This is a genomic window from Psychrobacter sp. NZS113 (genome assembly GCF_015864825.1).
GTDB lineage: Bacteria > Pseudomonadota > Gammaproteobacteria > Pseudomonadales > Moraxellaceae > Psychrobacter.
The window spans coordinates 457954-471907 of sequence record NZ_JADYWL010000001.1 but is presented as its reverse complement, the minus strand read 5'-3'; the positions used below and the strand labels follow the sequence as shown (position 1 = coordinate 471907).

The 13954-nt window shown below is 42.3% G+C and carries 11 protein-coding genes; 2 read left to right on the top strand and 9 right to left on the bottom strand.

Annotated elements, in window-relative coordinates; translation table 11 throughout:
- Positions 1-290: 290 nt before the first annotated feature.
- Positions 291-3437, top strand: coding sequence for a DNA mismatch repair protein MutS (mutS, locus tag I6E61_RS02030; protein WP_197128977.1), 3147 nt, complete (start codon positions 291-293; stop codon positions 3435-3437).
- Between the two features lie 92 nt (positions 3438-3529).
- A complete protein-coding gene (fdxA, locus tag I6E61_RS02025; RefSeq protein ID WP_110921842.1) occupies positions 3530-3853 on the top strand; it encodes a ferredoxin FdxA in 324 nt (107 codons plus the stop codon).
- Positions 3854-3980: 127 nt separating this feature from the next.
- Here the strand turns inward: fdxA and I6E61_RS02020 are convergent, their stop codons facing one another.
- The 9 genes from I6E61_RS02020 to I6E61_RS01980 form a co-directional block, all read right to left on the bottom strand.
- On the bottom strand, positions 3981-4457 hold the full coding sequence (locus I6E61_RS02020; protein WP_197128975.1) for a pilin: 477 nt from the start codon (positions 4455-4457) through the stop codon (positions 3981-3983).
- Positions 4458-4735: 278 nt separating this feature from the next.
- Entirely contained in the window at positions 4736-5206 is a 471-nt protein-coding gene (locus tag I6E61_RS02015) for a pilin (protein WP_197128973.1), read from the bottom strand.
- Between the two features lie 588 nt (positions 5207-5794).
- Positions 5795-6232 carry a type IV pilin protein gene (locus tag I6E61_RS02010; protein ID WP_320158559.1) on the bottom strand — a complete coding sequence of 146 codons (438 nt, stop codon included), beginning with the start codon at positions 6230-6232 and terminating at the stop codon, positions 5795-5797.
- On the bottom strand, positions 6232-6819 hold the full coding sequence (locus tag I6E61_RS14335; RefSeq protein WP_320158558.1) for a prepilin-type N-terminal cleavage/methylation domain-containing protein: 588 nt from the start codon (positions 6817-6819) through the stop codon (positions 6232-6234). Before I6E61_RS14335 ends, I6E61_RS02010 begins: the two co-directional genes overlap by 1 nt.
- Positions 6820-6963: 144 nt before the next feature.
- Positions 6964-10713 (bottom strand): PilC/PilY family type IV pilus protein, encoded by a 3750-nt coding sequence (locus I6E61_RS02000; RefSeq protein ID WP_197128971.1) that lies wholly within the window; start codon positions 10711-10713, stop codon positions 6964-6966.
- A gap of 97 nt (positions 10714-10810) precedes the next feature.
- Entirely contained in the window at positions 10811-11638 is an 828-nt protein-coding gene (locus I6E61_RS01995) for a pilus assembly protein PilX (RefSeq protein ID WP_197128969.1), read from the bottom strand.
- 32 nt (positions 11639-11670) lie between these two features.
- Positions 11671-12561, bottom strand: a complete 891-nt coding sequence (locus I6E61_RS01990; protein WP_197128967.1) for a PilW family protein — start codon at positions 12559-12561, stop codon at positions 11671-11673.
- A gap of 44 nt (positions 12562-12605) precedes the next feature.
- Entirely contained in the window at positions 12606-13256 is a 651-nt protein-coding gene (gene pilV / locus I6E61_RS01985; protein ID WP_197128965.1) for a type IV pilus modification protein PilV, read from the bottom strand.
- Entirely contained in the window at positions 13253-13738 is a 486-nt protein-coding gene (locus I6E61_RS01980; RefSeq protein ID WP_320158557.1) for a GspH/FimT family pseudopilin, read from the bottom strand. Before I6E61_RS01980 ends, pilV begins: the two co-directional genes overlap by 4 nt.
- Between the last annotated feature and the right edge of the window lie 216 nt (positions 13739-13954).

The window sequence follows — 13954 nt, the reverse complement described above, 5'->3', positions numbered from 1 at the left end:
ACATAAAAGCTCAGTAGGACGTGTTAAAATGATGCTTGCATACTCAAATCTATCGAATTTATTAGGGTGTAATTCACCTGTTATGACCTATTATAAACGAAGATTTTTAGTACGATTCAACCAAAATCATAAGAACTCATTATCTAATACTTTTCTCATTTATTCTTTGATTCAATACCTAGATTTAATATTTAACCCTGCTTATCTAATGCCCATTTACTGAAAATCATCAATAAAAATTCATTTAATGTTTAAGCACCATTTGTATTTAAAACTATAAGAGACTCTGCATGACCGTTAAACCATCCGCTCAAAACTCTAATACCTCAAAATCTAATCCATCAATAGATGCCACGTCAAAAAGAGTTAGCGCTCAACATAGCTCTGAGCCATTAACTGCTGACCATTTAATGATAGGCGATAGCGTTTATAACTTGGCCGATCATACGCCGATGATGGTGCAATATCTAACCATGAAAGCCAACTATCCACAAGCGCTGCTGCTATACCGCATGGGTGATTTTTATGAGCTGTTCTTTGATGATGCCAAGCGCGCAGCACACATATTAGATATCACGCTCACTCGCCGTGGTACGGATAAAGCGGGCAACACGATTGCCATGGCAGGTGTGCCGTTCCATGCTGCCGATAGCTATATGGCACGATTAATCGCTGCTGGGCAGACAGTCGTTGTCTGTGAGCAAATTGACGAATCAACCACTGACAGTACGAGTAGCAAATCCAATGCCCCTACGATAGGCGATAAGCAAAAGAAAGACAAAAGTAAATCTGCTGCTGGCGGTATCATGCGCCGTGAAGTGGTTAAGACTTTGACAGCAGGGACGATTACAGATGATGCATTAATTGCGCCAAATCATACGCCTACGGTCGTCGCCATTGATATTGCCACACCTAGAGCGAATAGCAAACAGCCTCTGCAAGCTGCCATTAGCCAAATGGACTTGGCTGCTGGAACGTTGACCACGCAAACCCTCAGTGCGGATCACGATGATATCGAAGGTTTGCAAACTCAAATGCTGACGGTACTCGCACGCTTCGCTCCTAGTGAATGCATCATTAGTGAAGCGCTCAGCGATAGTATTGGCGATACTGATACAGCGTGGATATTGTGGTTACGTCAAAATCTTGATTGCCCCATTATAGAAGTCGCTGCCAATGACTTTCATCCTGAGCATGCCAGCTCGACCTTATGCCAGCAATTTGAGGTACAACGTCTCGATGGATTGGGTATTAGTGATGCACCACTGGCTCAATCTAGCTGTGCAGCGCTGATTCACTATGCACGGCAAACGCAGCAACGCCACGTGCCACAAGTCAATCAGCTAATCGTAGAGTACAACGACGACTATCTGATTATTGATGCCAATAGCCAACAGAATCTTGAGCTGTTTGCGCCTGTTAGCAGTAACGGTACTTCATTGATATCCGTATTAAATCACTGCCAGACTCCAATGGGAAGACGATTGCTGGTACAACAAATGAAACGCCCACTTCGTCAACATTCACGTATCAACTTACGCCTAGATGCAATCACAAGTCTCTTAAATACAGAACATTCGCCAAATCGCTCTGAGCAAACATTAGTAAATAGCGAAACAAAGAGCACACTAGTCACGAGCATACGCGAAACGCTACATGCCATTGGTGATGTTGAGCGAATCAGTAGTCGCATCGGTCTGATGAGTGCCAAACCTCGCGATTTACGTAAACTTGCCGATGGCATTGCCAGTAGCAACCAACTGATTACCTTACTCAACGAATCAGGCATTAGCCATGAGCATGCTGGACTATTACCTATGCTTATGCAGCAACTGCCAGCTCAGTTACCTGCTATACAATCCGTAGCCGAGCTGATTGAGCGAGCCATTGTCATAGAACCACCTGCCCATATTCGTGATGGTGGTATGCTTGCTGCTGGCTATGACGAAGAGTTTGATCGCCTGACTCATTTACATGACAACATCCAAGTGACTTTGGATGACATGGTCGAGCGCGCCCGTCAAGATAGCCAACTACCGAGTCTAAAAGTTGGCTTTAATAAAGTTAGCGGATTTTATTTTGAATTGCCCAAAATGCAGGCGAAAAATGCACCAGCACATTTTATCCGTCGGCAAACGCTCAAGAGTAGCGAACGCTTTATCACAGATGAACTAAAAGAAGTCGAAACCGAATATCTAAGCGCACAGACGTTAGCATTAACTCAGGAAAAGCAGTTGTATCAAGAGCTATTAACCGTCTTGAGCAGTCATTTAGCCGAACTGCAACAGCTTAGCGCCGCCATCGCGCAGATAGATGTGCTATGTAATTGGGCACAGCTCGCTTTGGATTATAACTGGCAGCGTCCAGTGATGAGTAACGACTCAGAACACACTATAAATACTAGCAATCAGACCAGTATCAATATCAAACAAGGTCGCCATGTCGTCGTTGAAGCAGCCTTACAGCCAATGAATAGCGTTACTCAAAGTAAGGCAAAACACACTACCCAGTTCGTTGCCAATGATTGTATTCTTGGTCAAACAGTAGGCAGCAATGAAAGCGCTGAGCGGCTATTAATGATTACTGGCCCTAATATGGGCGGAAAATCTACTTACATGCGCCAAACCGCACTGATAGTCCTACTCGCTCATTGCGGTAGCTTCGTCCCAGCAGCGAGTGCTCATATCGGTGATATCGATCGTATCTTTACGCGTATTGGCTCGGCGGATGATTTGGCGGGCGGTAAGTCAACCTTTATGGTAGAGATGATTGAGACGGCTAACATCCTCAATCAAGCAACGGATAAGTCGTTGGTATTAATGGATGAAGTGGGACGCGGTACTGCTACCACTGATGGACTTGCCATCGCCCATGCTTGTGTCAATCGATTGATAGAGATTGGTTGCCTGACATTATTTGCCACTCATTACTTTGAGCTAACGCAATTGGCGCAAAATAATGAAAACCTTCAAGCTAGCATTCGTAACGTCCACGTCGCGGCCAGTGAGATCGATGGTCAGTTGCTACTACTGCATCAAATCAAGGAGGGCGCAGCAAGCTCTAGCTTTGGACTGCATGTGGCAAAGATGGCTGGCATCCCCACTCAAGTACTGAATGACGCTAAACGCTACTTATTAGATAACTTAACGGCAGATAATGTAAAGTTAGATAATCTAAAAGTGGAAAACGAGCAACCTATTGATGATAAAAATGAATTAGCTAAGTCAGTAAAGGATAAACGTGAACAGCATTACAATAGTATTGATAGTGCCGAAGTCGACAAGCTAGACATACAAACTAAAAGCATAGAAATTATTCCACAACAAAATCAGTTATTTAGCTTGCAAGATGAACTGCATGCCATTGATCCTGACAGTCTGACACCCAAGCAAGCTCATGATTTACTGTATCATCTAAAGAAAATCATTAGTCATTAAAGGGAATTGTCAATTAGGCGTAAAGGCGTTAAAATACGCTTTATTTTAATCTATTCTATTTAGCCCTAAGCCAATAACAGGTAGACATTACTATGACCTTTGTCGTTACAGATAACTGCATCCTTTGCAAATACACCGACTGTGTAGAAGTCTGTCCTGTGGACTGCTTTTATGAAGGTCCAAACTTCCTCGTCATCGATCCTGATGAGTGCATCGACTGCGCGCTATGCGAGCCTGAATGTCCTGCCAACGCCATATTTTCAGAAGATGAAGTACCAAAAAGCCAAGAGATGTTTACCCAGCTTAATGAAGAGTTGGCGCAAAAGTGGCCGAATATCACTGAGATGAAAGATCAGTTGCCAGAAGCTGCAAAGTGGGATGGCGTAGAAGGTAAAATTCAGTATTTAGAGAAATAGAATAACTCTTTAAGACAGTCTAATCTGTCTTGAGCTAATAAAAAACCACCTAATGGCCATCAGACAAGAAGGGCTGTTAGGTGGTTTTTCGTTGTATAAAGAATAACGACTCTATTGTCGCACAAAACTATAAGTTAGCATTATAGCTGCAAGAGTTTGGCAGGTACAACGCTTCAATGTTACTGCTACAACTCCATGAGCCATTACTGGTACGTATCCACTCAATATCTTTACCTGCTAACCTTGGGTTGACTTGGTCGGATACAACAGCAGTAATGCTAGTTGTTACTGTCAGTGGACTGGTCATCTGTGCCACTCCCATACCATTAGACAGAGTAACGCCCACCTGTGAGCTGCCTACTATCAGATTAGAACCGGATGCACGTGGGTCACACTCGGTAGTGCCGACTCCAATCACCGTCCTCCCTGTCTGCAAGCATTCTTCTACGGTTAAGCGTAATTGACCCAACTCATTAATCACTCGTGTGGCTTGGGTTTTACCTATATATATTTGATATTGAGGAATGGCAATGGCTGCTAATACGCCAACGATGGCCACAACTATCATTAGCTCAATTAGCGTAAACCCAAGTTGAACAGTCATGTGACGATTTTTGGTAAATAACATAGCAGTAGCCAGATTTATAATAGTACCTTTATAGGTGCACGCTTTATGCCACCTGCCTTGAATCACTCAACATGACATAACATTATCTAAGTATATTATTGGATAGAATAAACTCGAGTCACTACTTTTACTACGGTGATCCTTAAAACAAATATACATCAATTATGAAAATCAGAAACAAAAAAGCCAAGCAATATGCTTGGCTTTTTTTATAATTATCTAAACAGTATATGCTTTAGATAAATAGTCTATTACTAAGGTGCTGGGCAGGCAGTAGCATTGTATTTAGGATCTGCTGATGATTCACAAGTCCAAGTACCTAGATCAGAACGTGACCAAGTAATAGTAGTAGCTGTATCGGTTAGCGCTGCTGATGCTGCTCCTGCGAAAGTACCTACAATTGTACCTGTAGAGCTAAGCGCTACTTCGTTCGTTACGGCAGCTGTTGGTGGAGTATCAGCATTAATATCTGCTGGAGCATCTAGATCAAATAGGTTCGAGCCAGTGAAACCAAGGTCACATGCATCAACATCAGTTTGACCATCGTTTAGGCAAGTCTCGTAAGCAGTTTTCAGTGAACCTGTCTCAGCGACAACACGGCTAACTTGTGACTTAGCGATATAGTTCTGGTACTGAGGAATAGCGATAGCAGCTAGGATACCGATGATCGCAACAACGATCATTAATTCGATTAGGGTAAAACCTTTCTGGATATTAGCGTTCATAGTATGTCCTTTAGAGTAAGGTGATAACAAATCGTATTGATACGCTATTCCGTATCACTATCTGCCATCTATTATAAATAATGGTTTGTTAGTATGAGTGACTCACTCGCCTAACTGTCTTATTAATAATGTTGCAGGTAGCGTGCCAACTTTTTGATTAATACTAATATTCTCTATACCAATCTTATGACTTATACTAATAATACAGTCGCTACTCAAGCTTACCTACCTAAATCTGTCTTATGAAGTAATGGTTAACAATATATTAATCATTGGTAGTAAAGGCATTGGATAAGATTTCTCTGGTTTGTAGAGATATTAGAAACCGCTCATGCTTTCGTTAGATCTGCATATATCGGCCAATGACAATTTTTGTCTATTGACTAATGTTGCTATTAACTTGCTGAAAATTGTCAGTTTAAGTGACATTTAAGTGTATCAGGTAAATGAGCATGACACTTTTTGTCAGATAATGATTATCATTCTACTAATACACTACTAAAAAAGAGCCATCCTAGGTTGTTTATTTATCTAGGGTGGCTCTTTTTTAGTAGTGTACGCTTATTTCATTTGGTTCAGCTAAAAGCCTTACTCATTCCAGTCATCACCAGTGCTACAGGTAGTCGATCGGCATTTAGTACCTTGATAGTCTAGGCTTAGCGTACCATCTGTTGCTATCTGTGCTCCTGCTTCTGGCGTGGCAATGATAGTCCAATTAGAGGTAAGTGGATCAGGGGTGAACGTCACTTGATACAGAGTAGTACCCTGAGCAGGATAGTTGCCACCCAGTCCTGTCACCAAATCATTACTATAACTACCTTGTGACAGCTTGTTGGTTTGGATTTGAGTGGCGATATTCTGCATTTCACTCATCATATCGGTACGTTTAGACTTTATGATGTAGCTTTGATAGCCTGGATAAGCAATAGCAGCTAATACACCGATGATGGCCACGACAATCATTATCTCAACTAATGTTATACCCTGTTGCGATGAAGTTGTCGGTCGATCTAACATGATAGGCATTACCACTCCTCCTCTCCTGTCCCACAATCACTGTCTGCGATGGCAATGCTGTTATATTTACTCCGACAGCGCAAACCTGTACTGGTTACCATAATTTCATTGGCATTGGCGGTAATGCCTGTAGGGTTCGGTATCGCTAGCATTTTCCATGTACGCCCAGTAGCACTATCAACACTAGTGCTGGCAGCAGGAACCAATGAGCTGGCAGTATTGTTACCATCTACTAGGGTAATTAAATAGCGATAGTTGGCTGCATCACTACCATCTGGTACATAGATGGTAGTGTTATCTGATTCATCATAGCTATAGGCAACAGCGTTGGTTGTACTATTGATGACTTTTGGTTGGAACCCTTGATAGCTCAACGCTTTTGACCGCCAACGCTCTAGCTCCACCTGTAGCTGGAGCATTTTTGCCTGTGCCTCGTTTTCAGCATTTCTCACTGCATACTGACGATAAGTGGGGATGGCTATAGCAGCAAGGATACTGATAATCACCACAATAACCATTAGCTCTATGAGCGTAAAACCACGTGCGCCGCGATACGTTGTCATGCTTACTGTCTTATTTTGATACGACTTGGTCATATACCGCGCCCTATTAGGAATACTATTAGAATCACCATTCATTGCTATTATTTGGCAGCACCCGCAGTATTGGCAGTGAATGATGCTTCAGTGAATAGCTTCAGAAACAATCCTCACTGCCTATATTTTTAGCCTTCGTACTGCTTACTGCTTTCGCTCGTACCATGCACGCGGTTGTAAAGTATAACGCTCATTAAAGATATACTCAGCCGCGCTACCATCACCACCCGTTGTAGTAGCAGAGTTGGTTTCGCCTGAATATAGATCTTTGATATTGCTACTGTCCTTAACGCTATCACTACCATAACCTGCACGGTTTGCCACTTCGATACGCTCTGTCAGTGTGGTAGTACCGATAAGTACTTTTACATCCGTATTGTCTTCGTTATAAGCACCAAGCGTTAGCTCTTGAATACCTTGTCCAGCAGGAATATAACCACCAGTACCTGTCACTGAGGTATCCTCCATACACACACCATAAGGTAAGCAATAAAGCTGACGCTCTGAACCACCTGATATCTGTGCTGCACAGCTGGCTGTTGTGCCATCATATTGCTTATCAGGATTATATACTGTGGTATATAGCAAGTTATTGATCACAGCACTATCACCCACGCCCTTATTGTACCTAACGTTGTTATAGCCATCGAATCGAGTCAAAGGATAATACCAACCATTTTTAGTACCTCTGATCATGTCTGCTTTTGCCGCGGTTTTGATGGCTGTTGTCGGAGCAGTCCCAAGCGCAGTCGATAACTCAGTTAAGTTACTTTCTGTTAAGTTTTGGATAGTGGGCGTAAATGTACTTTCATATATATCTGTCGAGATGATATCAGTATCGATCAGGCCATAAACGCGGTTAGCATAGCTGTTGTCATTACGCATGGTCGACAAAGGGGCACTACGGTTACCAGAGATAACGTTTACTAACGCAAATATTTGACCATTGTTAGCGATACTTTCACCTGTAATCCCTTCATTACGATAAAAACTCACAACTGGACGTTCGTAAAAGCGGTAAGCATATTTTTTGTATGATGTGCTGCTTGGCGCTACATTGAGCACTCGTGTTACGCGTTTGTTAGAAAAACTACTGACTTCAGTATAGCCATTTGCCGCAGGGCGAGCATTTTCAAAATCGGCACGGAATACTTGGCCACCTAAATCTGCCGCATATAAATGATCCATTAAGCCATCATTGTCTCTATCCAGTATGGTGATACCACCAACCATACTATTAATCATAGTGCTGGTTTTAAGGTTTTTTGTACTACCCGCTTCGCCACTGGTTGACCATATCAGCTCACCTGTCGCAGCATCCACTATATATATAGCATTACCTTGCGCTGGGGCGCTCGACGTTGGTACATAGCTATCTTCTTCGTAGCCAGTGTCGTAACCACCACCAAATACCAGTACATCCGTGGCATCAGCGTCTCTAGTTAGACGAATTTTAGCAGCGGTTGGCTTACTCCAAATCTGACCTAAACGACTGAAACCTGTTGTAGTAGATTTAGAAGAAGTGGTAGAACGCAAGCCATCTGGTGTAATTGTAAACAACATCTCAGGCGTAGTTACGTCAGAAATATCCATACCGTAAAAAGCTGAACCACCCATACGTAGGCCACCATAAGCAAACATACCTTTGCCTGCTGAAGTGTCAATAGTCACCTTAGGGTTAGTAAGATCTAAATCATAAGTGTAATCTGTAGTCACCAACCATGGTGCATCGACACCGAAGTAAGGCTGACCTATCTTATCTATCGTTGAGTCGTCTACCAAGGCTTCTGGCTGTGCCTCCACCATATACTTAGGAATAATGGCAACTTCTTCTTTACCGTCGTCAGAGTTCACCAAGTGTAGCGCACCGTCCATAGAACCAAATAACACATAATCATCACGATCATCAGTGATATTACCATTGGTATCTAAATCCGCACCGTATGAGATGGCTGTAGGCTTTGAGTGCACGACACCGCCTAATACTTTAATCTCAGTAGTAGGTATAGAAAGCGTTAGATTTTCAACATCTGTGGTGCTTGTGACCTGCCCATCAGCCGTAAGTAAAGAATTGAAGCCTAAGAAACTCAATAGGCGACGCTTGTTAAGTTGAGTATAAGTAGCCGTATCTACCAAATTACCAAAACCTTGTGGCTTACCACTTCCATTAACACTTAACTTACGTAATATTGGTGTGGTATTACTCGATGAGGTGTAATCTTCTACATATAGTGTACGCACACTACTCAGCCCAGAGTCTGGTGCTTTTAACTGTGCATAGACACCACCTGCTGTAATCTCATTATTGGCATTACTGCCATCTACTGTAAAGTTAGAGGTCTGCCATATGTCTTGAGTATCTGAATCTAGATTACCTGCCACATCTTCATATAATAGTCTGTCATTCTTACCATAAAGTGTACCTTCATCCAAATTGTACTTTTTCAGGTTACCACCCCAGGTACTTGCAGATGAAGCAACATCAGGGTCAAGCATGGGCAAAAAAGCATATGCCAATTGGTTTGAAGCGAGGTACGGGTCATCAGGAATCGTAATAGTACCCGATGGAGCTGTACTGATGGTTTGTACGAGTCCAGCGGCAAAATCGACAATACTATCTGCAATATCAGAAGATTCTTCTGTGTAGTAGAAACCACCATCACCATAGGTTTTGGTCTCGTCATCGCCCCTACGCTCACCTAGTCTACACAAGTTACGCGTGTCATTATCTGCACTGCCGCTATCACAGTCAGTCACCTCTTTTGATGCACCGTCAACTGTAATGGTACGTGTACCAGTAAGACCGGCAAACGAAGCGCCGAAACCAACTGTTGCAGTTTTAATGGGCAAATTAAGCGGATTGTTGGCAGTATTACGCAAAAGTGATGCATAGCTAGCCATACAACCCCATGACCTAGACGAGGTATCACCTGTTAAACTCTCACAGCTATTGATTGATAATGCCGGACTAGATCCTGATAAAGTGGTATTCATGAGTGATCTAGATACAGTATAACTACTACTGTTAGGCTCACCATCGGTCAATAGGTAAATACCATTGCCACTACACTCTTTTTCACTCAGTGGAGAGATATATTTGCTACCAGACTTAGAAGTGCTGACCGAGTCATCAAACCCACTGTAATAACTGTAACTACCCTTAGAGGTAGTGCCCATCATATAAGCGCCAGACTCTGCCAGCGCGTGGGCAGTTGGCGTATTACCTGTTGCGCTCAATCCATTTGCAGCGGCAATTAACGTTTGGCGCTGCAATGCAGTTAGTGCCTTAGTCGGCACTAAAACCACCCCTGTTCTACCATTACCACTATAACTATAGTTACCAAAACCTATCTCATAGTCATCTGATAGTGACCCTGAATCTTTCAATTTACTACTTACATCGTAAACTTCATCAGCCAATAGCTCGATAAGCGCCATTTGTAAGCGGGTTAATCGAGAGTAACGTATCGTATTGGCACTTCCAACTTTACAACCAATAGGGGTAAAGGTTAGTTCACTTTTAATACTGCTCAAATTTTTAACGGTATTGCCACTATCGTCTCTCAACAAACCATCTGAAGCCGACGTATCAGTTTGACGATTATAAACAACGGCCCGGATTCTCTCTGATGTCTGAGAAGTATAGCTAGTTTTACATGAACCGTAATCGTTACTAATACTACCACTACCCATACTACCTGATGTATCCAACATCATAAAAATAGTAGCAGTACCTGGTGTGGCCGCTGTATAAATCTCTAAATCGCCAACAGGATTTCTACTTGTCGTAGCCGCTTGAGACAATGTACCACCAAGTCCTAGCAATACAGCAACTGCCAATGCCTTCACACGCAATGGTTGCTGATTGAATCTCTTATTATTTAGGGGTGTCATGACGTATTTCCTTATGATAATTGGTGCGACTCGCTAACCATACTTTATAGCAGTGACGCTATCCAATATCGTAAACTGGGACAGAATAGTTAAAATATCAGCTTGATGGTAATGTACAAAGTAGACCCGTACCTGTTCCAAATTTGACACATTCGGTACCTTCTGACAGGTTTTCTACACTGGCTTTTTCATAAATAACAGTACTAGGCACACCAGCAGCAGCCATACAACCGCCAATAGTATCTTCACTATCAGTAACCGTATCTACTCGGCTGGTTTGTGCAAAACAGTTTTTACTACCTATTTCCGTGTCTGCATACGCGGGTAGTACAGCTGTATCGTTGATGTCAAATATATATGCTTGACTAGAAACCGAACTACTATCTTGTCCGATGGTATAGCTACTAAATGCTTCAGTATCAGCAGTGGTAGGTGTTAATGATATATTTACTTGGGTCATACTGGCGTTACGGTTACTAACATAATCATCTGGTTCAGAGGGGTCACAATAACCATTATCGCTACCAAGTACTGTGCCAGTTGACGCTAAGATTGTCGTTCTACTAATATTAAAGAATCTATCTCGTGGACGAAAACAAAAGACATATTCATGATCAGAACTGTCAGGATCCAAAATAAAGTGCCCGAAAGGCCCAGTTATTGACAGCATGTCATCATAGATATCATCGTCACTGCTACCGTTGATACTTTGCTCGATGCTTTGATTTGCATTATCTGCTGACTGTAATAGCAATGCATTGATTTGATCACTGGTTGCCAGTCGTAAATCAGTCGTACTTTGCTTAACAGCAATCACCCCAGCTAATATGATCAAAACCAAAAACAGCAATACTACAATGAGCACAGCACCGTGTTGTGAGGATGGAGATACTTTAGGATATTGATACTGCTGAATATTTGACATATTGCCTCTTCTGATAGTGACACTCTATGATATTAAAGACCCGTCACTGACATAACACGAGCGTTACGTAGCAAGATGGTTGACTCATAACTGCGGCGATAGTACTGAGCACGCGTCGCATCAGTTTTCAAAGTTTGATCTGTTCCTAATACCGTAAAAGTCAGCTTGTCATCTGTGTTTACCAATGGCGTCTCACTACGAACAATGAATCCAATTTTTACAGTCGTAATGGCAGGCTTCTCAGTCAGCTGTGCATAAGTTGCTGCTGGTAAATAAGTCAAATTACTTATATCTGTCTGCGCCCCTAATAAAACTTTAAATTGATCCACTCCCGGTGCAACAACAGCACCATTACCATAGAAGTCTTCTGACACCACACCAGCATCAGTTACTCGACCAGCATCACAAGCCAACACCAAATCATTGGAACCTGAGTCTTCACGTATAAAATAACGTTCAACAACCCAATCATCAGTACCAGAGGCTACTTCCGTTCCTTCACAATCGTATAAAGAATTTTCTGTGATATTATTATATTGAATCGTCAACTGATCACTAGCGACGCTATCAACATTTGATAACCCAACCCATCCTGTGGTGCCCTCGCTACTAGTCAGATACTTACTATCTGTAGCATTGCTAGCTCCTAGGTTTGTCGTCGTTAGCACGATACCACCATGACTAGTACCATCAGTAATTTCAATAACAGAGTTACCTAAGTTAGCGATACGGACATGGTTTTCAATACCCTGCAAAGCGAAGATAGTACTGTCTTGTACTTCTGAAGCACTCTGCTGTACAGTCAGCGTACGCATGTTGATTATATAAACTTGCATCACTGCAGCTGATATAAGCAAACCCAATACTAAAGATATCATCAGTTCAATGAGTGTAAAGCCCTGTGACCTATTAACAATACTCATTTTAAGCTCGTTTTTATGATGAACGATATTGTGATTGCAGCTCATTAGTAAGCCTCCGATATCAAGCAGTGGCTACCCGTTTTATAGACTCCATTACTATCTGCACATGCATCAGCATCACTATCATCCAGTAGTGCTTTGGTGTCATTCCATGCAGTAATCACACACATCTGCTGCTGAATGGCTTGAACGGAAGTACCTGGACACATAGTGACAGCAACCGTTATTTCTTCATCTGTTGCCATTTTCTTGATCATCAATGTGTCACGGGCCGCTAGCTGGTTAATAGAACAAGGCTGCTTTGGGGTACTATCACTACCTGTGGTCACGATCTCTGTCGATAGGCAATTATTACCACTTGCCAGGATACTGATACTATCACCACCAACCGTCACTGTTTGACTCGCAGTGCTACTAATGATCGCTTGAACCGTTGGCTCTGCACCAGTATCTGATGGCTCTGCATCACTAAAAGAAGTCCCACTGCCCGTCACATAGGCTTCAGGATAAGCACGCATGACTTCAGCTAAATTACGAACGACTGTTAAAGACTTGGTCCTAACCAAACTCTCATCTGTCGCTGTAATTGCCCGCATCTGAAGCGCGCTGAAGCCTAGTACGGCAATAGATAGCAATAAGACGGCAACTAAGACCTCAACTAGACCCACACCACGCTGATAAGTTAAAACCTTCATGGGCAAGAGCCTCCTAGCTGGCTACTAATATTGGCAACCGCAGTTATAATGACTTGTCTGGGTGATGCAGAATCATTGCTATCACAAATAGTATAAATCATCGCATCCGCAACTTTGCTTGGCTTAAATTCAATTTGGGTAGCAGTCGATGAGATAGTGCTTTCAGCATCATATTGATAAGTATCAATAACCTCATTGTCATTTTCTATTTCTATACTGCCCGCGTTAGTGCCATCATTGTCATAAGACAGTGTTATTTCTTGGCGACGAATCATACTTTCAGCCTTGGCTTCTTTCAAAGCATTGAGCAACGTCGCCGTGGTAGATTTAACTCTCTGATTAGCAATTTGGGCAGTGATATTAGGCGTGGCAATACTAACGATAATGGCAAGCACAGCAATTGTTACCATCAGCTCAATTAACGTAAATCCGGAGCTGTTCATTCGTAAACTGATTGGTAGACTATTTGTAGATGCGTTCACATCAAATCCCTATTTATAACGGCCGTTGTCTGTCTGATAGCGATGCTAAGTTCCGCTGAAAGCATTAATCATAGACTCATATTTTTATAGTATTTTTGCTAAAGTCTTTATGTCTATATAACATAAAACCTGCAATTTTTATTCCATAATGGTTAGTTACTAACTAATAATGAATTAATAGCAGATACGTTAATAGTACAAGCTCTCTAGAACTTG